The 24131-nt window shown below is 37.7% G+C and carries 23 protein-coding genes; 20 read left to right on the forward strand and 3 right to left on the reverse strand.

The window, feature by feature from the left end; translation table 11 throughout:
• The first annotated feature begins 126 nt into the window (after positions 1 to 126).
• From AC1DCY_RS03485 to AC1DCY_RS03495, 3 genes are all read left to right on the forward strand, one after another.
• On the forward strand, positions 127 to 354 hold the full coding sequence (locus tag AC1DCY_RS03485; protein WP_477347483.1) for a spore coat associated protein CotJA: 228 nt from the start codon (positions 127 to 129) through the stop codon (positions 352 to 354).
• A complete protein-coding gene (locus AC1DCY_RS03490; protein WP_477347484.1) occupies positions 347 to 610 on the forward strand; it encodes a spore coat protein CotJB in 264 nt (87 codons plus the stop codon). Before AC1DCY_RS03485 ends, AC1DCY_RS03490 begins: the two co-directional genes overlap by 8 nt.
• Before the next feature lie 115 nt (positions 611 to 725).
• Complete coding sequence (locus tag AC1DCY_RS03495) at positions 726 to 1295, forward strand: manganese catalase family protein (RefSeq protein ID WP_053595235.1); 570 nt, start codon at positions 726 to 728, stop codon at positions 1293 to 1295.
• Positions 1296 to 1582: 287 nt separating this feature from the next.
• Here the strand turns inward: AC1DCY_RS03495 and AC1DCY_RS03500 are convergent, their stop codons facing one another.
• Together AC1DCY_RS03500 and AC1DCY_RS03505 are read right to left on the reverse strand one after the other, a co-directional pair.
• Complete coding sequence (locus AC1DCY_RS03500; RefSeq protein ID WP_477347485.1) at positions 1583 to 2239, reverse strand: potassium channel family protein; 657 nt, start codon at positions 2237 to 2239, stop codon at positions 1583 to 1585.
• A 403-nt stretch (positions 2240 to 2642) separates the two neighbouring features.
• Positions 2643 to 3980, reverse strand: coding sequence for a TrkH family potassium uptake protein (locus AC1DCY_RS03505; RefSeq protein ID WP_477347487.1), 1338 nt, complete (start codon positions 3978 to 3980; stop codon positions 2643 to 2645).
• A gap of 347 nt (positions 3981 to 4327) precedes the next feature.
• Here AC1DCY_RS03505 and rpsU point away from each other — a divergent pair, with 347 nt between their 5' ends.
• From rpsU to AC1DCY_RS03575, 14 genes are all read left to right on the forward strand, one after another.
• Complete coding sequence (rpsU, locus tag AC1DCY_RS03510) at positions 4328 to 4501, forward strand: 30S ribosomal protein S21 (RefSeq protein WP_004227078.1); 174 nt, start codon at positions 4328 to 4330, stop codon at positions 4499 to 4501.
• 321 nt (positions 4502 to 4822) lie between these two features.
• Positions 4823 to 6151, forward strand: coding sequence for an NfeD family protein (locus AC1DCY_RS03515; RefSeq protein WP_477347492.1), 1329 nt, complete (start codon positions 4823 to 4825; stop codon positions 6149 to 6151).
• 3 nt (positions 6152 to 6154) lie between these two features.
• Positions 6155 to 7159, forward strand: a complete 1005-nt coding sequence (gene floA, locus AC1DCY_RS03520) for a flotillin-like protein FloA (protein WP_477347494.1) — start codon at positions 6155 to 6157, stop codon at positions 7157 to 7159.
• Between the two features lie 26 nt (positions 7160 to 7185).
• Entirely contained in the window at positions 7186 to 7674 is a 489-nt protein-coding gene (locus AC1DCY_RS03525) for a hypothetical protein (RefSeq protein ID WP_477347496.1), read from the forward strand.
• 54 nt (positions 7675 to 7728) lie between these two features.
• Entirely contained in the window at positions 7729 to 7989 is a 261-nt protein-coding gene (locus tag AC1DCY_RS03530; protein ID WP_477347498.1) for a hypothetical protein, read from the forward strand.
• Entirely contained in the window at positions 7979 to 9097 is a 1119-nt protein-coding gene (locus tag AC1DCY_RS03535) for a sporulation protein YqfD (RefSeq protein WP_477347500.1), read from the forward strand. Before AC1DCY_RS03530 ends, AC1DCY_RS03535 begins: the two co-directional genes overlap by 11 nt.
• Before the next feature lie 2 nt (positions 9098 to 9099).
• On the forward strand, positions 9100 to 10056 hold the full coding sequence (locus AC1DCY_RS03540) for a PhoH family protein (protein ID WP_142509863.1): 957 nt from the start codon (positions 9100 to 9102) through the stop codon (positions 10054 to 10056).
• A gap of 259 nt (positions 10057 to 10315) precedes the next feature.
• Positions 10316 to 12436, forward strand: coding sequence for an HD family phosphohydrolase (locus tag AC1DCY_RS03545; protein ID WP_477347503.1), 2121 nt, complete (start codon positions 10316 to 10318; stop codon positions 12434 to 12436).
• 8 nt (positions 12437 to 12444) lie between these two features.
• Positions 12445 to 12918: an rRNA maturation RNase YbeY gene (gene ybeY, locus AC1DCY_RS03550; RefSeq protein WP_477347505.1), complete on the forward strand. Its 474-nt coding sequence runs from the start codon at positions 12445 to 12447 to the stop codon at positions 12916 to 12918.
• Complete coding sequence (locus AC1DCY_RS03555) at positions 12919 to 13269, forward strand: diacylglycerol kinase family protein (protein ID WP_477347507.1); 351 nt, start codon at positions 12919 to 12921, stop codon at positions 13267 to 13269.
• Positions 13270 to 13376: 107 nt separating this feature from the next.
• Positions 13377 to 13790, forward strand: a complete 414-nt coding sequence (locus AC1DCY_RS03560; RefSeq protein ID WP_142509859.1) for a cytidine deaminase — start codon at positions 13377 to 13379, stop codon at positions 13788 to 13790.
• Complete coding sequence (gene era / locus AC1DCY_RS03565; protein WP_477347509.1) at positions 13777 to 14694, forward strand: GTPase Era; 918 nt, start codon at positions 13777 to 13779, stop codon at positions 14692 to 14694. The genes AC1DCY_RS03560 and era overlap by 14 nt, the downstream gene beginning before the upstream one ends.
• Positions 14695 to 15193: 499 nt before the next feature.
• Positions 15194 to 15988: a DNA repair protein RecO gene (gene recO / locus AC1DCY_RS03570; protein WP_477347511.1), complete on the forward strand. Its 795-nt coding sequence runs from the start codon at positions 15194 to 15196 to the stop codon at positions 15986 to 15988.
• Between the two features lie 985 nt (positions 15989 to 16973).
• Entirely contained in the window at positions 16974 to 18719 is a 1746-nt protein-coding gene (locus AC1DCY_RS03575) for an HD-GYP domain-containing protein (protein ID WP_477347513.1), read from the forward strand.
• Between the two features lie 50 nt (positions 18720 to 18769).
• Here the strand turns inward: AC1DCY_RS03575 and AC1DCY_RS03580 are convergent, their stop codons facing one another.
• A complete protein-coding gene (locus tag AC1DCY_RS03580) occupies positions 18770 to 20155 on the reverse strand; it encodes a glycine--tRNA ligase (protein ID WP_460012383.1) in 1386 nt (461 codons plus the stop codon).
• A 464-nt stretch (positions 20156 to 20619) separates the two neighbouring features.
• Between AC1DCY_RS03580 and ccpN the strand changes: the two genes are divergently transcribed.
• From ccpN to dnaG, 3 genes are all read left to right on the forward strand, one after another.
• Entirely contained in the window at positions 20620 to 21252 is a 633-nt protein-coding gene (gene ccpN / locus AC1DCY_RS03585; protein ID WP_477347515.1) for a transcriptional regulator CcpN, read from the forward strand.
• Between the two features lie 19 nt (positions 21253 to 21271).
• Complete coding sequence (locus AC1DCY_RS03590) at positions 21272 to 22084, forward strand: pyruvate, water dikinase regulatory protein (RefSeq protein WP_477347517.1); 813 nt, start codon at positions 21272 to 21274, stop codon at positions 22082 to 22084.
• A gap of 208 nt (positions 22085 to 22292) precedes the next feature.
• Complete coding sequence (gene dnaG / locus AC1DCY_RS03595; protein WP_477347688.1) at positions 22293 to 24125, forward strand: DNA primase; 1833 nt, start codon at positions 22293 to 22295, stop codon at positions 24123 to 24125.
• Positions 24126 to 24131 lie beyond the last annotated feature (6 nt).

Raw genomic sequence — 24131 nt, forward strand, 5'->3', positions numbered from 1 at the left:
TGGTCTTGGCACGCTAGTGACTACCTTTCTAGTCATGCGACAACCTCTAAATACAATAATCTGAATAAAAATTTCACCTACCTCATATACTCCACTGATGTAATTGAATACAGAAGGGAGGATACAATGTTTACTCAATATAAATATTGGAAGCCTTTTATTAGCCCATTCGATCCATGTCCACCTATAAAGGTTAAAAGTTTTTCTACACCGCCCCAATTGTATATGAGTTTTCAACCGCCTGGGCTACCACAATATCAAACCCCTAAAGAAGCTCTCAGATCCGGCACATTATGGCCTCAATTATTTAGCCCTTACCCAAATCCCCAAGAAGGAGGGATGAAAAATGAGTAAAGAGATGCCACAAGAATTTTATATGCTACTTGAAGAAATACAAGCCATTGATTTTGTAATAGTGGAATTAAATCTTTATTTAGATACTCATCCTCACGATTATGATGCTATTCAGCAATTTAATGAAAACACCGAAATAAGTATGCGACTTAAGGTTGAATTTGAACAGCAATTTGGTCCGCTTATGAATTTTGGGAGAAGTTATTCAAATTATCCTTTTAATTGGGTAGATACACCTTGGCCATGGCAAGTTTAACTTCTGTCGTTTTTGGTAGCGAAAGCGAAGCGGCAGCTACAAATGTTTTAGGTAGCGTTCCGGATGCAATTATGCATCGGCATAATTGATTATGAGTAACTAGGAGGAATTATTTTTGTGGTATTACGAAAAGAAGCTCCAGTATCCAGTAAGGGTGAGTACATGTAACCCTATGCTAGCTAAGTATTTAATTGAGCAATATGGTGGTGCAGATGGAGAATTAGCAGCAGCACTTCGATATATGAATCAGCGCTATACTATTCCTGATAAAGTGGTTGGTTTGTTAACAGATATAGCTACAGAGGAATTTTCTCACTTAGAAATGATTGCCACGATGATTTATAAACTTACGAAGGATGCCACTCCAGAGATGCTTAAAGAGGCAGGTCTTGGAGAACATTATGCCAATCATGACAGGGCATTATTTTATCAGAATGCAGCAGGATCACCGTTTACGGCAACTTATATTCAGGCTAAAGGGGATCCAATTGCTGATTTGTATGAGGATATTGCAGCTGAAGAAAAGGCACGAGCGACATATCAGTGGATTATTGATTTATCAGATGACACTGATTTGAATGATAGCTTGAAATTTTTACGCGAACGTGAAATCGTCCATTCTCTACGTTTCAGAGAGGCTGTAGAGATTCTAAAAGACGATAGGGATAGCAAGAAAGTCTTTTAACTTCTTTCAAACCGCTGAAATAGAGGAACTCAATCAATGAACGTCTTTGTGGCAATTTATCTGTGCGAAAGCGAAGCGAACAACAACAACAGCAGCAACAACAACAACACACGACTGAGTGACCAACATCATGCTGCTGACGCTACGCTCTCGCGCAAAAAAACTTGCAGGCCTAAGCACAATGTCGATTCCAGACGCAATTATGCCGAGGTGTAATTAACAAATATCACAGGCTGTTTCAAAGGGAAATTATCTTTTGATGCAGCCTAATTTATTTTTGCTTTTTTCTATTCAATATTTGAAAATACAGTGAGATCCGTTCTATGACCAATCATAACTAATATATCCTTTTGCTCAATAATCTCATCAGGGGAAGGTAAAATGGTAATATTGCCATCTCGAACTATGGCAATAACGCTGACATTATATTTAGCTCGAATGTCTAAATCCCGTAGATTTTGGCCAGCCATTTTAGAAGGAATCATAATTTCCTCTATACTGTATTCTTTTGACAATTCAATGTAGTTTAGCATATTTGGTGAAAGTAGCTGATTGGCTACACGTTCCCCCATATCTCGCTCAGGGTAAATAACCCATTCAGCGCCAACCTTATCTAAAACTTGTCCATGTCTTTTTCCAAGAGCCTTTGCAATTATTTTTTTGATTCCTAACTCCTTTAATAAGGAGACCGTTAAAATACTTGATTGCATATCTATACCAATGGCGACAATGGCACAATCGAAATTTCTTATCCCTATAGAGTTTAGTGCTTTTTCTTCTGTCGTATCAGCAACTACTGCATGTGTAACATAAGGTTCGGCATCTTCGACTCTTTCCTCATTAATATCGATTCCTAAAACTTCATGCCCAGCTTCATACAATCTACGGGCAACGCTTACACCAAACCTACCTAGACCTATGACAGCATATTGTTTGATTGTCATTTGTACTCTTTGCTCCTTTATCATGGTTACCGATTTTCTGAACGAGAAAGCCCATGCTGGGTGTAGTCCGTCTTTAGACATGGGATGAAAGTGAGGTCAGACAAGAGGTAGCTTTTGTTATTTTACTTGTCTGAAAGGGTGTTATCCTCCATGTATAGACAAGTAAAAGTCTTTAACACACGCTCGTTCATGGAAAATTGGATATTGTATAAGGTTSKMTAGCCTAATTCATGCTATCGGTAAAACAATATGTGTCGTCAMGAAAAAGACGYTAAAACACCAACTATACGCTATGGTAACAGTAGYGAGCCCTATCTGCTAWATGCACTGGATAGGGAGGGGTATTGGGATACCCCAACCTGAGAGCTGTTCAATAGTCAGCTTGTCCCTTTAGGAGGGAGTCTCAACCAATCATAATCTTTCCTTTTGGATGACGGAAAGCCCCTGTTTTTCGACGACTTGTGATGGCAAAAGCAATTGTTAAAGGGCCTAATCTTCCTGCGAACATAGTTAATATGATAAGAAGACGGCCACCAGTTGATAGTTCGGGAGTTAGCCCCATCGAAAGTCCAGCTGTACCGAATGCAGAAGTGGCCTCAAATAAATACATCATAAAACTATGACGTTGTTCAATAATACTTAAGACAATGGTAACAATTACGACTATCATCATCCCGCACATTGCGACTGTTAGAGCTTTTAAAATCGTTTCATGAACAATTCTACGTTTAAAAAGCACAACATCTTCTTGCCCTTTTATTTGAGACCACATCGTAGCAACTAAAACAGCAAAAGTCGTTATTTTAATACCACCAGCAGTTGATCCTGAACCGCCTCCGATGAACATTAGCCAAATTATTAAAAATAATGTTGAATGTGTTAAATCACTAATAGGGAGGGTATTAGAGCCAGCAGTTCTTGGTGTAACTGCTTGGTATAATGAACCAAGAATTTTGCCCCATCCAGATAGTTGCCCAATGGTTTTACTATTTCCGTATTCAAATAAGAAAATTAAAAGTGTCGAGCCGACTGTTAAAATGAGCGTTGTAGTTAATACAATTTTTGTGTGCATTGAAAGTCGTTTCGTTTCACGGTATTCATATAGTTCATTTATAACAATAAACCCTAAGCCTCCAATCGTAATAAGGGCACAAATAGTTATTACGACGAAAGGGTCGTCTACGTACTCTGTTAAGCTCTTAAAGCCACCCATTAAATCAAATCCTGCATTATTAAAATTCGATATAGCATGGAAAAATCCGAAATAAAAGGCTTTACCTACTGGCATATCGAACGAAAAACGAATAGATAAAATTAAGCCACCTGTAAATTCAATCAGTGCTGTAAATAACAGTATCCTTTTAACCAATTTGACCAGACCAGCAATTGTAACGTTATTAAATGCTTCCTTTAACAAAAGCCTTTCTTTTAAAGAAATCTTTTTTCCTAATAGCAAAAATAAAAACGTCGCGAACGTCATAAAGCCCAATCCGCCAATTTGGATAAGAAAAAGAATAACTAATTCTCCAAATATCGAAAATGTATCACCGGTATCAACAACAACCAGTCCTGTTACACAGGTAGCAGAGGTAGCGGTAAATAAAGCATCTAAAAATGAAAGACCTTTATCATCGACCGATGCAATGGGGAGCATTAACAAAAATGTTCCGATTAAAATAATGACGGCAAAGCCTAGCACAAGTATTTTTGGAGGATTTAATTTATTTTTAAATGTTTTCATTTTTTCTCCTCAATGAACCTTTAATTTACTTCTTTCAACGGGTGTACAAAACATCCGCTGAAATAAAGGAACTCAGTCTAAGAACGCCACGTCCTGTGGCAATTTATCTGTGTGAAAGCGAAACGACAGCTACAATTATGCCGAGGCATAATTGATTACTTTGTATGTTTATGGTGTCCAAAAGCAAGCTGAAAATTCTTAAGTTAATAAAACCAAAAATTCATTGGATTAATTCGTATACTTTCTATTGACCATTTTTAGACAATACGTTATAATTCTTTAGTACACAACAGTTGGTTATTTGCCTACTTGTGTATTGACGTGTGTTCGGAGGGAGGGAAAGAGAGATGTCAAAAACTGTCGTTCGCAAAAACGAATCGCTTGAAGATGCTCTTCGCCGCTTCAAACGTACTGTATCAAAAAGTGGTACAATTCAAGAAGTTAGAAAGCGCGAGTTCTACGAAAAACCTAGCGTAAAACGTAAAAAGAAATCAGAAGCTGCACGTAAACGTAAGTGGTAATTTAATTTCCCATTAAAAATCCCTACGTTCATAACACGCAATTGTATGATTAACTGAGCAGACAAAGATATACCTGAAATTAATCGCATATCGATTAATTTCAGGTATTTTACTTTAAGCTCTCAAATTTACGTACATATTGAAGAAGCCGAATGTGATCCCTGAGATTCATTCGGCTTTTATGTTATTTACTGAAACAAGTTATTAAAGCCCCGCAAATTAAAAATTCACTGTATAATAAAATTATTAGGATTTATGAAACTTTTTGCATAGTCAGTCGTATATACAGGAGAGAAGCATGATTAGAAGGGAGGGAAGAAGATGCGGAGACGAAGAATCCTCAGCTATTTATTAGTTATTTGGGTGACATTTTTGTTAGCGTTTCCATTAACATCTGCTTTTGCAAGTAGTAAGGTCTACCATATACCTATTCATAATGAAGTAGAACGAGGACTTCACGCATTTTTAGAACGAGCTTTTAAAGAGGCGGAAGAAAACTATGCAGAGGCAATTATTTTAGACATTCATACGCCTGGCGGTTTCGTGAATGCAGCAGGTGATATTGCTAAGCTCATGGATGCAACGGATATACGTACGATTGCGTATATTAACAAAGATGCGCATTCTGCTGGTGCTTTTTTAGCCTTACATGCGGATGAAATCTATATGGTGCCAAGTGGAACGATTGGGGCGGCTGCAGTTATTGACTCAGCAGGAAATGCAGCAGACTTAAAGGCTCATAGTGCGTGGGTTGCTCAAATGGAAGCAGCTGCAGAATCGAAAGAACGCAAACCGATATATGCACGAGCAATGGCTGATGCATCTGTTGATTTACAAGAATTTCGAGCGGGAGAAGGAAAATTATTAACTTTATCTGCTTCGGAGGCAGAAAAGGTTAAGTATTCTAATGGAACGGTTTCGAATTTCCAAGATCTTTTAAAAGTAACGCAATTAAATGGTAGTGATATCGTTCCAATTGAACCTACTTTTGCTGAAAAACTTGCTCGTTTTATTACGAATCCGATTATAGTTCCGATTTTATTGTCGATTGCAAGTTTGGGACTTGTAGTTGAGCTATATTCGCCAGGTTTTGGTGTTCCAGGTATAATGGGATTGTCAGCACTTGGATTATTTTTCTTCGGTCATATGGTAGCGGGCTTGGCAGGTTATGAAACATTACTTTTATTTATTGTAGGCTTGGCGCTTGTTATTGCGGAATTTTTTGTCCCCGGAGGTATTGTTGGTATTTTAGGTGGTGTGTTAATCTTACTAAGTCTAATACTGGCAGGTGCGAACATGATGCAAATGATTATAGCGATTTTCATTGCGCTTGTTGTAGCGATAATAGGAATGGTGATCCTGATGAAATTTTTTGGTAAAAAATTGCATGTTTTAAACAAGCTTGTCTTGATGGATGCGACTTCGACGGAAGAGGGCTATGTATCTAACGTGAATCGCACAGAGCTGCTCGGAAAAGTGGGGACAACGATTACACCACTTCGTCCAGCAGGCACAATGCTATTTGGTAGTGAACGCATTGACGTAGTATCGGAAGGTGGCTATGTTGATGCGGAGAAACATGTAGAAGTTATTAAAGTAGAGGGCTCACGTATTGTTGTGAGACAAACAGAAAAAGAGATGGAGGAATAACAAATGGGATTTGATTTAGCTTTAGTAGGTCCGATTGTAGGGCTAGTCTTATTATTCATTGTTGTCGCGGTATTCTTTACCTTTGTACCAGTGGCGCTGTGGATCTCTGCACTTGCTGCGGGTGTCCGCGTTAGTATTTTCACATTAATCGGTATGCGTTTACGTCGTGTAATCCCATCACGAATTGTAAACCCATTAATTAAAGCGCATAAAGCAGGTTTACCTGTGACGATTAATCAACTAGAAAGCCACTATTTAGCAGGTGGTAATGTTGACCGAGTTGTCAATGCGTTAATCGCAGCTCATCGTGCAAATATCGAGTTAACATTTGAACGTTGTGCGGCAATTGATTTAGCGGGTCGTGATGTATTAGAAGCTGTACAAATGTCTGTTAACCCGAAAGTTATTGAAACACCATTTATTGCAGGTGTTGCTATGAACGGGATTGAAGTAAAAGCAAAAGCACGTATTACAGTGCGCGCTAACATTGAACGTTTAGTCGGTGGTGCAGGTGAAGAAACAGTTATTGCCCGTGTAGGTGAAGGGATCGTTTCTACAATTGGTAGCGCCTCTAGTCATACGACAGTTCTTGAAAATCCTGATATGATTTCTCAAACTGTATTAGCAAAAGGCTTAGATTCTGGGACAGCATTTGAAATCTTATCGATTGATATTGCAGACGTTGATATCGGCAAAAACATCGGTGCTGAATTACAAATTGAACAAGCGCAGGCAGATAAAAACATTGCCCAAGCGAAAGCTGAAGAACGACGTGCAATGGCTGTAGCGAACGAGCAAGAAATGATTGCACGCGTACAAGAGATGAAGGCGAAAGTAGTAGAAGCAGAAGCTGAAGTACCACAGGCGATGGCAGAAGCGCTACGTTCGGGTAATCTTGGTATTATGGACTATATGAACTACCGCAACATTCAAGCAGATACAGCTATGAGAGACTCCATTTCTAAAGTAAGCTCAGATAAATCAGAAACAAATGAACATAACGAATAAAAAACTGAAAGGAGCGGTACTAATACATGGAACAATTAATTATAGTCGTGATAATTGCCATAGTCAGCTCTATTTTCGGTAAAGCAAAAAAGAAAGAACAAAAACCAATGCCTCCTTTTAATAAGGATTCACATGTTGATCCTCCTGTTATAAAAAAAGCAGAGATGACTTCAGAGCAACGTCCTGCTTCTAAATCACAGAGCTTTGAGGATTTTGCACGTGAGTTTTTAGGTGAATGGAAAAATGAGCAGCCTAAAGTGGAAGAGCCGAAAAAATTTGTCGAAGAAACAGTGAATAAGGACGTTCCAAGCTATGCAGCTCCACCGTTAACCCCAACTGAGAAAATGAGTCGTACTTCGAATAGAGGAAGTATCGGTCGTTTAGCAGCCGAGAAAAAAGTTGTGGGAGTAGCTGAATCACAATCTGCATTTCAATTACCAAAATCAAAAAAATCATTAATGCAGGCTGTTGTAATGGCAGAAGTTTTAGGTCCTCCAAAAGCAAAAAGAAAATAACTAGCATGTCCTCCTTTTTCGATGCATATATTGCCGAAGAAGGAGGCATTTTTTATGAGAAAACTATTTCAATTAACGCCACTACTTGAATTATTACAATATGAAACATTAAAAATCATTGGCCCATATCGTTTTCTACATGCTGATGCTTCATCATGCTCTTTTATTTATGCAGACTATCATATTACTGTGCGTGGGAAATCAGTGGAAATTAATGCTCTTAAAGAAGATTTGCTTCATCTTTCTGTAGAGGATTTACAGGAGCTTCATATGAAAATGACAAAGGATATGGGTGTGAGCGATAATGTGGAATAATCGGCCAATTATCATACGTATAAAGCGCCATGAAAATGTTCATCCTTTTATTCAAGCATTGCATGCACAACATGTGCCATTAAAGCGGATTGTCTTTCGTGAGCAAGAAGTTGCTTTTGAAACAACTATGCATTATTTACCAAAGATTCGCCGTGTACGTAGACGTTACCGACTTAAAATGGCTGTCTATTATGCAGATGAGCTTCAAGTTTTTCGAGCGCAGCTTTGGACTATGCTTGGTCTAGCGTTGATGATATTAATACCATTGCTATGTGCACAGATTATTTGGCGTATTGATATTGAAGCAGCAACGCCGGAGTTAGAGGAACGTCTGGGAAAGACCTTTCAAGATACATTTCAACTAGAAACACCCATTTCTAAAAAAGACTTACCCTCAGATGCTGTCATTCGACAGAAGCTATTAGAAGGGCATCGAGATCTATCGTGGGTGCATATAGAAAAGCATGGTGGACGTGTAACTTTACGGCCTCAGGAGTCCCCAAAACAAACTAAACAAACGAATGAGAAACTAGCGACACACTTAGTGGCAACAAAAAGTGGTGTTATTACCCACTTTAATATTCAAAATGGTGAACGTAAAATTTCAGTTAACGATACTGCTTACGAAGGTGATGTTCTCGTAAGTGGCGTAATTGAAAGTGGTGAAGATCAAGTCTTCGTTGGGGCAAAGGGAGAGGTCTACGCTGATTATTGGCTCGAATGTTCATTTAAAATTCCAAAAAAGCTAACGATGGAAACGCTACAACAGAAGCAGTGGCGTGTATTAGTGAAAGGCATTCATCAAGAAAAAGAAAAAGTTGACTATGTGCAAAAGAAAGATTTACCTAGCTGGCTCGATCCATATGTTTCAATTGTTGAGGAGCAGTACACTAAAAAAATGCAAGTAGAGCTTGATGAATCCAAAATAGATTCATTGCTCATACCATTACTTCATGAAAAGGTAATTCGTTCATTACCTGCGAAAACGGTTATAAAAAAAGAAAACCTTTTACAGGTAAAGTGGGGGAATGGTACAGTTGAAGGGAAAGTTCTATTTTTAGTCAATGAAAACATTGCCAGTCCAATACAAGGCCTACAAGGAGAATGATTATGTCAGAACATTTAACTGTATTACAAGTGGATAATCCAAACGAAGCGGTTATGCTACTCGGAATTTCCGATGCAAATATGAAGTTAATCGAAGAGGCTCTACAAGTTCACATTATTACACGTGGTGAACAAATTCAGCTTGCTGGTGAAGAGGATGCAAAGGAGCAAGCGACATTCCTTTTACATGCTCTTCTAAAGGTCATTCGTAAAGGAATTAATATTGATCAGCGTGATGTTGCAACTGCGATTGAAATGACACAAAAAGGAACGATTGAATATTTTGCAGAACTTTATGATGAAGAAATAGCACGCACGACGAAAGGAAAGCCTATTCGTGCAAAAACAATCGGTCAACGAGAATACATACAAGCAATCCGTCATAAAGACGTTGTTTTTGGTATCGGTCCAGCAGGTACTGGGAAAACGTATTTAGCGGTAGTCATGGCAACGCAGGCGCTAAAAAACGGGCACGTTAAGCGTATTATTTTAACACGCCCTGCAGTAGAGGCAGGAGAGTCTCTAGGCTTTCTTCCGGGGGACTTGAAGGAAAAGGTAGATCCTTATTTACGACCTCTTTATGACGCTTTAAACGATATTTACGGGACAGAACAAACTCAAAGACTCATTGAACGAGGCACAATTGAAATTGCACCTTTAGCGTATATGCGCGGCCGTACATTAGACGACGCCTTTGTTATTTTAGATGAAGCCCAAAATACGACACATCAGCAAATGAAGATGTTTTTAACGCGACTAGGCTTTGGCTCAAAAATGGTTATTACTGGCGACAAAACACAAATTGACCTACCGAAAAATACGGAATCTGGGTTAATCGTAGCAGAACGTACACTAAAGTATGTAAAATCAATACATTTCCAAATTTTAGAACAAGGCGATGTAGTACGTCACCCAATCGTAGCAAAAATCATCAAAGCCTACGAAGAGCAGCAACTTTAATATGACCGCTATGCGGTCATATTAAAGTCTGCACCGAAAGCGTAGTGAAACGAAGTGGCAGGTGCAACGGGTTTAAAAAAGTCTGCACCTAAAATAATGCGACTAATATAAAATTTAACAAACATGAAAATGGTTGGAAAATGGAAAAATTTGTGACAGCTATACAATTTGTATAGCTGTTTTTTTGCTTTCTTATACATTTTTCGGGAAAAAAGTTTGTTGAATTGGTATGATAGTAGATAGATAGAGGAGGTGCCAGATGGAGAAACAATTAAAAAAATTTACAGAACTTATTGGCTTCCGCTACTTTTTAATTGTCGTTCTCATCTTAACAGGAGCCCTACAATTTGCTTTAATGTATGGCAATGTTAAAGGTGTTACATATGATTTTAAACCATTACAACTAGCGCCTGAAACTGTACGATCTACTAAAACGATAGAAGATACTTATAAAACACAACAGGAACGAGAAAAAGCAGCAAATGCGGTTGAACCAGTCTATCAATTTTCTGCGGATGTTGCTAAACAGCGAGCTGCGATTGTAACGTCTTTATTTGACTATGTTCTTGAAGTAAAGGCGGATGTTGAGAGTAGCAAGGAACCTATTCCGATTGCCGATCAAGTGACAAAGCTCCGCAAAAAGTTTGAATCCATAGATTCAGAGCAAATGCCAATTATCTTTACTGATTCACAGCTAGAGGGCTTGTTAGTACAAAGTGAAGCAGATTTAAAAAGAACAAGTACGCAACTATCAAAATCTGTGCAGGAATATTTGCAAAAATCCATTCGATCAGAAAATGTGTTTGCGGGTCAAAATGATTTTGAGACAAAAATTCGTGGACAACGAGGCTATCCAGATAAAATATTTAATACGGTAGTTTTAATTGGACGTACAAGTATTATCGAAAATGAGACGATAAACGAAGAACAAACGAAAATTCGAAAGGAACAAGCGAAGGAATCGGTTGAACCAACTCGAATTCTTCAAGGTCAAATCATCGTACAAGAAGGGCAAATTATTGATAATGAGGCATTTCGTCAATTAGAGCTTCTAGGTATGGTGAGTAATAAGGCATCGATGAAGCCGATTGCAGGGCTGATTATTTTAATACTTCTGGAAATGACGTTCATGTTTGTTTTATTTGCACGTTGGGATACAGATGAGCAAAAGAAAAATAATGCCTTGTTGGTTACAGTAATTGTTTATAGTTTATCCATCCTGCTGATGAAATTTATAAGCCTAGTCTCAAGTGGCTTCGATGTTACTGTTGCCTTCCTTTTCCCAACAGCATTGGCAACAATGCTTGTGCGGCTATTAGTAGATGAACGTGCTGCGGTACTTATTACGGTTATGACAGCGGCATCTGCGGGTGTTATTTTTCAAGAGGGATATTCATCTGTTATGCAGATGGAAATTACACTGTATATAATTTTCGGTGGCTTTGCGAGCTTATTCTTTTTGGGTAGTATGGAAAAGCGTTCGCATATTCTACATGCTGTAGGTGTCATAGGGCTAGTAAATATAACGTTTATCGCATTTTATTTACTGATGACACAATCTATTTACGGTTTGTCAGAGTTATTGTATTACTTAATAGCGGCAATGATATCGGCTCTATTATCAGGTGCTCTTACAATGGGGCTTTTACCATTCTTTGAATCAGCCTTTAGTTTACTGTCGTCGTTGCGTTTAATTGAATTATCGAACCCAAACCATCCATTGCTGAAAAAATTACTAATGGAGGCTCCGGGAACATATCATCATAGTGTAATGGTGGCGAACTTAGCAGAGGCAGCATGTGAGGAAATTGGTGCGGATGGATTACTAGCTCGTGTAGGATGCTATTATCATGATATTGGCAAAACGAAGCGTCCTGCCTTTTTCATCGAGAATCAAATGTCTGGTATTAACCCTCATGATTCATTGTCTCCAGAAAAAAGCGCGGAAATTATTATCGCGCATACAACTGACGGGGCTGAAATGCTAAAACGTTACAAGATGCCACAGGAAATTATCGATATTGCCTTGCAGCATCACGGATCTAGTCTGTTAAAATTCTTCTATTTTAAAGCGAAAGAAGAAGGAAAATGTTTAGATGATACAAAGTACAGATATCCAGGTCCGAAGCCACAAACGAAGGAAGCGGCAGTTATTAGCGTTGCAGATAGCGTTGAGGCTGCGGTTCGATCGATGAAGGAACCGAATGCAGAGAAAATTCAAAAGTTGGTACGAGCAATTATTGATGATCGAGTACAAGACAATCAATTTGATGAATGCGATATTTCAATAAAAGAGTTAAAATGTATAGAGCGAGTACTTTGTGAAACGTTGAATGGAATTTTCCACTCACGAATTGAATATCCAAAGACAGATAAGTAGGAGGATCTATGATTTTAACAATTGATTTTACAGATGAAACAAATGAAGTGGCTGCTGCGCATATGGAGCTTGTTGAAAAGCTTTTACAGCATGCTGCGAAACTTGAGAATATTGAGCCGGAAACAGAAGTGTCAGTGACGTTTGTTACAAATGAAGTGATTCAAGAAATAAACCGAGAATATCGTGACAAGGATCAACCGACAGATGTTATCTCGTTTGCCCTAGAGGAATTAGGTGAGGGAGAAATAGAAGTAACATTTGAAGGGATGCCCCGTGTATTAGGAGATATTATTATTTCAACGGATCGTACAAAAGAACAAGCTGAGGAATATGGACATACATTTGAACGAGAATTAGGCTTTTTAGCGGTTCATGGTTTCTTACATCTACTTGGTTATGATCATATGGTGCCAGAAGATGAAAAGGTGATGTTCGGTAAGCAGGATGAGATTTTACAATCTTACGGTTTAGGACGAGAGTAAATGATTGTTCGCAAATTTGTTCGCTCTTTTGGGTATGCCTTTAAAGGTATTCTTACAGCCTGTGCTGAGCAAAATTTTATATCCCACTTGCTAAGTGCGGTAATAGCTTTGATTGCTGGCTATTTTACGGAGTTATCACGTATAGAATGGTATATTGTGTTGCTATTAATAGCACTAATGTTTGCACTTGAAATGATTAATACTGCAATTGAACGAGTAGTAGATTTAGCTTCACCTAATATCCATCCACTTGCTAAGCAGGCAAAAGATCTTGCAGCAGGCGCAGTACTTGTATTTGCGATATTCAGTGCTATAATCGGATTACTCATATTTATACCGAAATGGTTTTGATATTACTAAAATTATTAATCGGTCATGAAGTAGTAGCAGTTGTGCTAAAAAATTATGATTTAATCAATTACGCCAAGGCGAAATTGATGATGTAGAGGTGGACATTGATGACAATTGATATGCATGCATTATTAGAAGAATCAAAAAAAGCGCGTGAAAAGGCTTATGTACCCTATTCAAAATTTAAAGTTGGCGCGGCGATTTTAACGAAAAATGGAGAGGTTATTCATGGCTGCAATATTGAAAATGCTGGCTATAGTATGACCAATTGTGCTGAACGTACAGCATTTTTCAAAGCCGTGTCAGAAGGTATCTATGATTTTGAGGCGATCGCTATTGTAGCTGATACGGATGGACCATGTGCGCCATGCGGAGCTTGTCGTCAGGTGATGATGGAATTTTGCAAACCATCTATGCCTGTATATTTAACAAACTTAAAAGGTGATGTCACGGTAACGTCTGTAGGCGAATTACTACCGTTTGCATTTACAACGGAGGATTTAGAGAATGCTGGAAAATAACAATGGCTATAAGTCGGGTTTTATCTCCATAATCGGTCGACCAAATGTAGGGAAATCAACATTTTTAAACCGTGTCATTGGTCAAAAAATTGCGATTATGAGTGATAAACCACAAACAACACGAAATAAAGTACAAGGTGTACTAACAACAGATGATAGCCAAATGATTTTTATAGATACACCAGGAATCCACAAGCCGAAACATAAGCTAGGGGATTTTATGCTAAAGGTTTCTAAAAATACATTGCGTGAAGTGGACGTTATTATGTTCATGGTAAATGCAGAGCAGAAACTTGGGAAGGGTGATGAATTCATCCTTGAAATGCTGGCGGGTAATCCAACGCCTGTCTTCCTAGTGATTAATAAAATCGATCAAATACATCCTGATGAATTAATGGGGATTATTGAAAGTTACAAAGAGCGTTATGACTTTGCAGAAATAGTGCCGATTTCTGCATTACAAGGGAATAATGTAGAAAATTTATTAGCAACATTATCGAAATATTTACCAGAAGGTCCACAATATTACCCAGCAGATCAAGTAACAGATCATCCTGAGCGTTTTATTATTTCAGAGTTAATTCGTGAAAAAGTGTTACATTTAACGCGTGAAGAAATACCTCATTCCATTGCTGTTGTGATTGATAAAATTCGTCGTGATGAAGAAAATGAAGATAAAATTCGTGTAGCAGCAACGATTATCGTGGAAAGAGATTCTCAAAAAGGAATTGTCATTGGTAAACGTGGAGCGCTATTAAAAGAAGTAGGAATACGTGCAAGAAAAGATATTGAAATGCTTCTTGGTTCAAAAGTGTATTTAGAGCTTTGGGTAAAGGTACAAAAGGATTGGCGCAATAAATCAACACATTTACGTGACTTCGGTTTCCGTGATGATGAATATTAATAGGAAATGCTGATAAGTTAAGTTACAAAGCAACTACCAACATTCCTATTTGTCGCTGTAGTTTTAAATGGAGCTGTCCAATAATTATTGGAGAGCTCTATTTTCACTTCTTTCAGCAGGTGTTTTTTGTAGCGAAAGCAAAGCGTCAGCTACAGGTGTTAGGACACCCACTGAAATAGAGGAACTCAGTCTAAGAACGCCACGTCCTGTGGCAACGACTGAGTGACCAACATCGTGTTGGCCTAAGCCTCCGGCGGATGTCACGGAATCGGAATGGAGTTCTTAAAGGATGTTAGCCTAAAATCATCGCATCCATGCGATAACGGCTAACTGACCTGCATCACGCAGGCCTAAGCACAAAGCCGATTCCGGACGCATTGTTTATCTGCGCGAAAGCGTAGCGACAGCGGCAAATGTTTTCCGTAGCGAAAGCAAAGCGACAGCTACAATTATGCCGAGGCATAATTGATTGCAAAGCTTGTAGAAAGGGGGAGAATAGATGCTTCATAAATGGGAAGGAATTGTACTAAAGGTGCGTGCCTATGGTGAATCAAATAAAATTGTAACGTTACTAACAAGAGAAGCGGGAAAGGTTGCAACGATGGCTCGAGGAGCGAAGAAGCCTTCCAGTAGATTAGCTTCTGTGACACAGCCATTTACTTATGGCATGTTTATGGTACAGCATCATACCGGTATGGGGACATTGCAACAAGGTGAGCATCTCAATTCCATGCGTCATATTCGCGAGGATATAATGGCAACGGCCTATGCAAGTTACATAATGGAACTTGTCGAGCGTGTAGTAGAGGAGGGAAAACCTGAGCCACTTGCATTTGATGTGCTCCTTCAAGCATTACAAGCAATTGAGGAAGGTTACGACCCCGAGGCCATTACATTGTTCGTTGAATGGAAAATGCTACCCTATACTGGCGTACAGCCTATATTACATGCTTGTGCAGCTTGTGGTGCAGTAGACGGTGAATTTGCATTTTCTTTTGTGCAAGGAGGTTTTTTGTGTCATCGTTGTTATCAGCATGATCCTTATATCATTCGATTAACACCGACCCAGCTTAAGCTTATCCGGATGTTCTATACTGTACCGATTGATCAGATTGGGAAATTAGAATTAAAAAAGGAAACAAAATATTTTATTAAAAAAATAATTACTACAATTTATGAAGAACAAACAGGAATTCGTTTTAAGACTAAAAAATTTATAGAACAGCTTGAAAGAACGCCTGAATTTCAGCTAAGAACGAGTGCTGATCAAGAAAAAATGCCAGAAGATCATTAATATTGATCTTCTGGCATTTTTCTTTTTTCAATAAACAATTATGCCTCGGTATAATTGTAGCTGACGCTTTGCTTTCGCTACCGAAAACATTTGTAGCTGACGCTTCGCTCTCGCTACAAAAAAGGAAGTTAATATTCTTCTTGCTCATCCATGAATTCGTAATATACAGCTCATTTATTAACAAATTTTAGAAATTCAATATTAGGTAAGCAGTTTGGATAAAAGGCTTGTTCATTAACATGGCTTAGAAAGTATTTCTGTTCCAACTGGGGTGCTTTCAGGGGCAAACGATGAGCTGATTAGGGACAGATAGCTTTATCTCTGATCTTCTATAGCAATCGACAAAATACGTATTAACAAAGATCACTATCCAACTTTGAGGATGAGACGAAAGGTAGAAGAAATACAGAAAAAAGATTAATTTCCAGTGTTTCTGGCGGTATACTGAGCAGTTATTTTAATAAAATGTTAATATTTCCACATTAGTTTTAATTTTTCGCCAATATCACTAGGACAAATTGATTAAAACTCAATAATTTACAGAAATATTATTTATGAGAGGAATTTAACTTTACCTTATAAATATACACTTTTGAGTTCTAGGATATAGGTCTTTATAGCTTTTTTGCTTCAAATTAATAGCTATTGTTTAATTAAATTGATGAGTATAAAATACTAAAAAAAGAAGAGTTTTTAACATAAACATAGTAGTAACTATTCATTCTTGTGCCATAAACTAGTTGAAAAGGCATTTTAATCTATGATATTGTAAATGTTATAGATGTTGATATTTAAACTATTCTTGTATTACTTATACGTTTCGTACCCATTGAAACTGGGCCGATTTATATAAATTTGACATGCATATAAAATGTGAAAGGAGTGCTTTGTGCAAGCACAAAGCTGATTCCGGACGCTAATTATACCGAGACATAATTGAAAGAATAACGTAGTCTTATGGAAGAAGGAGGGAGTCACATAATGCTTGAATATTTCGTATGTGGCAGAAAATATGCTAAGAAAAGTGACGTTAAGTATTAATGAAGTTGAAGCAAATGATGTTTTAGCTGAAGATATTTTTTCTGATTATCGTTTACTAGCTAAAAAAGATCTAGTTTTAACGGAACGAATTATTGCCTTACTTAAACTTAGAAATGTAGATGAATTATCTATTTATTTACCAACTGATTCAGTACGAATTGTTCATGATTTAAGCGTTCAGCGTACAAGGGATTATGAGGATGTATTTGCACCACTAATGGATGAGAAGGATGAGGTAGATGAGTATAAAGATACAGTAAGTAACCTTTTTATGACTACATTAGAGAATGTTGTGCATGAATTGCGCTACGGTCAAATTTTAAAAAGCATCCAAGAAACTGCTTATGTACGAGGTGTTTTTGAAAAAATTTTAGAAAAAAAACAGCGCTATGAATTACTCATGCGATTAAAAGAATGGGATGAGTATTCTTTTGTTCATTCATTTGATGTTTTCGTTTTAGGTACAATATTTGCACGTTATTTAGGTTTAACGGATATTGAAACGCTAGCAAGGGGCTATTTGTTCCACGATATTGGGAAGGTATTTATCCCACAAGAAATATTAAATTTAAAACGAAAATTATCAGAAGATGAGTTTGACATTGTTAAAACACATACGACTAAAGGTTATGAGTTGCTCATAGAAAATGGGGAAGAGGATATTGCCTATTTAGCACGTGATCATCATGAACGCTTTGCTGGCAAAGGTTATCCGAATCAGCTTTGTGAGGATGATATGTGTGAGGGAGTTCAATTGCTGCAAATTATTGATGTTTATTCAGCTATGACATCAAAGCGTGTATATCATTCAGGATATGCTGCAACAGATGCATTAGCTGTTTTATATCGTGATCGACATTTATATAACGAGAAATTCATGCACAAATTTGTAGAGTGCCTAGGGATTTATCCTGTCAACTCGGTCGTTCAATTATCTGATAACCGAAGTGCACAAGTAGAACTCGTCTATGATTTATTTCCAACGTTACCTAAAGTTAAGTTATTGGATGAACAAAAGTCTATGATTTTACCTTTAAATTATAGTGTGAGAATTGCGAAAATGATTGATTACCGTGCTAACAGCTTTGAAGAAATTTTTAACTTATTTATAGAACAATTAATTCGCTGCGATGAAAATAGCTTAAGAATCTACTTTAATAAATTAATAGATCATTTACATCCTAAAGAAATTATTTTAAAAATATTTTTACCTGCCTTTCGAATTCTACGTTTATTAACAAGAGAAATTCAAACGGATATGACAAAATACAGGAATTCTATTAATATATTAAAAAAACTCTTAGAAGAGCAATTAAATGTTTTGTATATGGATTATCAGCATGAGAAAACAACTATTTTAGTTGTGGAAACTTCACTTCGTGAAAATTTCTTCATAAAACTTGTGCAAAGTATTTTGTATATTGATAAAATTGTGCCGTTTTTTATAAATCCAGATGATGATCAGCGCATTACGCAACTAATGGGACATTGTAACGTAAATGTAGCCTACTTTATTGGGGATGAACTCACAGTCGATAAGAGAGTTCGCCCAATGCGAGAAGGAACATTCCTTTTTTATTCGCTTGTAGATATTGAGGAATTACTCATTAGCTTAGTAGGCATGAGTATGAAAAGGTTTTCGTTTGAGGAGAAGATGCAAGAGCGCTTGTTTTCATTATTAAAGACATAACAAGAGGGAGTCGCTTAAAATGCGACTCCCTCTTTATATACTGATAAATTTTAGAATTGAAGATGTTTTTCGATGTATGCTTTAACATCTGTAATTGGCATACGAACTTGCGACATTGAATCGCGATGACGCACTGTAACTTGACCATCCTCTTTTGAGTCAAAGTCGTATGTGATACAGAATGGTGTACCAATTTCATCTTGACGACGGTAACGTTTACCAATTGATTGTGATTCGTCAAAGTCAACTGGGAATGATTTGCGAAGATCTGCCCAAACATCAGTAGCTTCATCCGAAAGCTTTTTAGAAAGTGGTAGGACTGCGGCTTTAAATGGCGCTAGAGCAGGGTGGAAGCGTAAAACTGTACGCTTATCATCGCCTTCAAGTTCTTCCTCGTCATAAGCATCGCAAAGGAATGCTAATGTTACACGGTCTGCACCTAAAGATGGCTCGATACAATATGGAACATAACGTTCGTTTGATACTGGGTCGATGTAAGTGAAATCTTCACCAGAATGCTCCATATGTTGTTTTAAATCGAAATCTGTGCGATCTGCAACGCCCCATAGCTCGCCCCAACCGAATGGGAATTTAAATTCAATATCAGTTGTAGCATTTGAGTAGTGAGACAATTCGTCGTCTTCATGATCACGAAGACGCATAGAATCTTCTTTCATGCCTAAATTTAATAACCAATTTTTACAAAATTCTTTCCAGTATGCGTGCCATTCAAGGTCCTCGCCAGGCTTACAGAAAAATTCAAGTTCCATTTGTTCAAATTCACGTGTACGGAAAGTGAAGTTACCTGGTGTAATTTCGTTACGGAATGATTTACCGATTTGTGCAATACCGAATGGTGTACGTTTACGCATTGAACGTTGTACGTTTTTAAAGTTCACGAAAATACCTTGTGCTGTTTCTGGGCGTAAATAAATTTCATTAGTAGAAGATTCTGTTACACCTTGGAATGTTTTAAACATTAAATTAAATTGACGAATATCTGTAAAATCAGCTTTACCACAATCCGGGCACACTACGTCATACTTAATCATCGTTTCTTTCATTTGATCAAATGTCATACCATCGACAATGATTTCATCGCCTTTTGCTAGTGCAGCGTCCTCGATGATTTTGTCAGCACGATGGCGCGCTTTACATGCCTTACAATCGATCATTGGGTCATTAAAGTTGCCAACGTGACCAGAAGCTACCCAAGCTTTTGGGTTCATTAAAATTGCTGCATCTATCCCAACATTGTGCTCTGATTCTTGGACAAATTTTTGCCACCATGCTTTTTTTACATTGTTTTTTAATTCAACACCTAGTGGACCGTAATCCCAAGTGTTTGCTAAGCCTCCGTAGATTTCAGAACCAGGGAAGACAAAGCCGCGATGCTTCGCTAAAGATACGATTGTTTCCATTGATTTGTTAGCCATAAAAATAGCCTCCTTCATAGTTTTCACAGAGTGAACGTTATTTTTGCTTAAGCGAATTTATACAAATGATAAAATTTCGCTAGCGAATTTTTTTTAATTTAGTAAGGACTAAATTAAAAATAGCACCCGTCTCCGGGCACAATGAATGCCCAGGGACGAGTGCTATAACCCGCGGTTCCACCCTGATTGTTTTAAACGCGTTGTTTAAAACCTCTTTTCAAAAAGTTAGCTCAAGGAGTGCCTTTTCTCTGTTGCTATGTAGACTTTCACCATCTTCTACTCGCTTTAAAGTGGAACAGATACTTTTTTTTCCCATCATCGCCTGTATAACGCAAATCGCTCGAAAATACATTTAGAGCAAGCGTATGTGTCAATATTGTAGCATGTAGTTCTTTTCTTCGCAATAATTATTAAAATAGTATATAATAATTGAGCATAAGTATAACACTATTAGATTTGAGGCGGTGAGTCCAATCGAACTCAATAAACGTCAGGAAGACATTTTACAAATTGTGAAAGAAAACGGCCCAATCACAGGCGAACATATTGCAGAACGTCTCAATCTGACAAGAGCAACTTTAAGACCAGATTTAGCAATCCTCACAATGGCGGGCTTTTTAGATGCTAGACCTCGTGTTGGCTATTTCTATTCAGGTAAAAAAACATCCGTTACATTGACGGATAGTATTAACAATTTAAAGGTGAAAGAATTTCATTCAGGACCAGTTGTTGTACCGGAAACAATGACTGTTTATGATGCGATTTGCTTCATGTTTTCAGAGGATGTTGGAACACTCTTTGTCGTAGATAAGAATGAATTTTTGACAGGGGTACTTTCTCGTAAGGATTTACTACGTACAAGTATTGGCACGCAGGATTTAAACAAAATTCCTGTACATATAATTATGACACGTATGCCAAATATTTCGTACTGTGAGAGATCAGATTCTTTAGTTGTTGCGGCGAATAAACTAATTGAACGAGAAGTTGATTCACTACCAGTAGTAGAGCCACAAGAAGGTGGATTGAAAATCGTTGGTCGTCTTACAAAAACGACAATTACACGAGCTTTCTTATCACTTGCACAGAATGTCTAAATATTTGAAGGAGAGCAGCATGAAAAGACTACGAGTTTTTGTTGTATCTGATTCAGTCGGTGAAACTGGTGATCAAGTAGCGAAAGCGGTTATTAGCCAGTTTCGACCTAGTTTGGAAAACACGCTAATTCGTCGTTTTCCTCATATACAATCAGAGGAGCTCATTCGGAAAATTGTATGCCTTGCAGCGAAACAGAATGCATTAATTGTGTACACGCTTGTTCGTCAGGAGATGCGTTCGTTATTACATGAACTGTGTGAGAAAGAAAAAGTCTATGCTGTCGACATCTTAGGGCCTGCTTTAAAAACAATGGCAACATTTGTGGAAGAATTTCCATTAGAAGCACCAGGAATTGTTCATCAGCTAGATGATGATTATTTTAAAAAAATAGAGGCTATTGAATTTGCAGTAAAATATGATGATGGTAGAGATCCACGTGGTCTATTACAGGCTGATATTGTGTTAGTCGGTGTTTCACGTACCTCTAAAACACCGTTATCACAATATTTAGCACATAAACGCTATAAGGTGGCTAACGTACCTTTAGTACCTGAAGTGGAGCCACCTGAAGAACTATTAAAAATTGATCCGAAGAAATGTTTTGGTTTAATTATTTCTCCTGATAAATTAAACTCAATCAGAAAAGAGAGATTAATGACTCTAGGATTGAATGATGATGCTATCTATGCGCAGCATAATCGAATATTAGAAGAAATCCAACATTTTGAAAAAATTGTCGCTAAAATCGGTTGTAAGGTTATTGATGTGACAAACAAAGCTGTTGAAGAAACAGCGAATGTCATTATTGAGCATATCTCGAACTGTAAATAAGAAACGAATGATGATAAACCACCTCGGTTGTAAGAGGCGGTTTTTTTGAGTCGGTTTTGAAAATAGTATAGATAAAAACTAATTTTTGTTTTATAATAATAAAATTGTGGTAAAAATATTTATTAAGAGAAAAATCCTATTTTTTTGTCGAGAAATAAAGGATTTTTAAATCGGATAGCGAATTGTGTTTTTAGAACGTAATTTAAAGATGGTGATAGATTTGGCAGGGAAGATTCCTGAAGAAGTGATTGAACAGATTCGCTCGCAATCGGAGATTGTTGATGTCATAAGCGAATACATGCAGCTTACAAAGCGTGGGCGCAATTGGTTTGGGCTCTGTCCATTTCATGGAGAACAAACGCCATCTTTTTCTGTGTCAACAGACAAACAAATTTTTCATTGCTTTGGTTGTGGTGCAGGCGGTAATGCTATTACTTTTGTCATGGATATAGAAGGTATTTCTTTTCCTGACGCTGTCGTGAAACTTGGTGAACGTGTTGGCATACAGTTAGATATTGGGCCAAGTTTACCTGAAGTAACGAAAAAGGTATCTAAAGCGGAAGAAAGGATGAAAGAAGCTCACGCTTTTGCAGCAGATTTTTTTCAGCATTTACTGTTAAATACTGAAGATGGTGAAGAACCTTTAAATTATTTGCTAGAAAGAGGATTTACAAGGGAACTTATAGAATCTAATAGCATTGGATGGTCTCTTCCAAGCTTTGATGCATTAACGATATTGCTTGAAAGAAAAGGTTATAACTTACAAGAAATCGCGGAAAGTGGTTTGGTAATCAAGCGTGAAGGGGAAGAACGCTATTTTGATCGTTTTAGAGGGCGTATTATGTTTCCCATTCGTGATGAGAACGGTAAGATTATAGCATTCTCAGGACGAATCCTTGCATCTACTGGTGAAGAGGCAAAATATTTAAATAGTCCAGAATCACCAATTTTTCAAAAGAGTGAAGTGCTATATAACCTAGATAAAGCACGAACCTCGATTAGAAAAAATCGTCAAGTAGTATTGATGGAAGGATTTATGGATGTTTTAGCAGCAACCTCTGTGGGTATAACGAATGCTGTAGCAACAATGGGCACTTCGCTTACGAATCAGCATATTACAAAGCTAAAGCGCTTAGTAGAGCAGATTACGATTTGCTATGACGGTGATAATGCTGGGTTTGATGCGGCGAAAAGAGCAGCACAGTTACTTCAAACGGAACGTATGAAAGTCAATATTGCGGTGTTACCAGATAAGCTAGATCCCGATGAATACATTCGTAGTTTAGGTGGACAAGCATTTAAAGAACAAATTTTGGAAAACCCTCATGCGTATATTGCTTTTATGATGATGCATGCTAGACGAAATAAGAACTTTCAGTTTGAAAATGATACGCTTCAATATATTCAAGAAGTTCTTGAACAACTGGTAGGCAGATCATCACCAGTTGAACGAGATTTGTATATAAGACAGCTATCGAATGAAACAAACATCTCGGAAGAAGCGATTTATGCTCAATTCCGAAAGCTAGAGGCAAATCAGGTTCGTTCTGCAAAAGTAGAAATGCCTGTTCAAACGCCTTCGATGCCGGTCACTCAGCAACATAAGCCTATGGACGCAGCAGAACGTGCCGAACGTTTATTACTGGCTCATATGCTTCATAATATAGATGTAGTGGACAGGGTATTACGTAGTGAGCAAAAAGATCCATTTGTTCGAGATGCCTATATGGCAGTTTTTGTTCGCTTAGTAGGATTTTATGAGGAATATGGTCATCCTGATTATCAGCGTTTTGTTGAGATATTAGATGACTCTGAATTACGCAAGATTGTAATGGAAGCGGCTTTAGCGGAACGGGATCCCGACCAAGCAGAATCAGAGGTCACAGACTCAATACGTCAGCTGCAAAAATATAGAATTGAGCAAGAAATTCAACAAAAGATGCATGAGTCAAAGGAAGCGGAGAAGATGCATGAGTATGCGCGTGCACTTGAAATCGCCCAACAGATTATTCATTTAAGAAAATCGTTATCGGCGATTTAACCCGAT

The sequence above is a fragment of the Lysinibacillus sp. 10T31 genome (genome assembly GCF_056394365.1).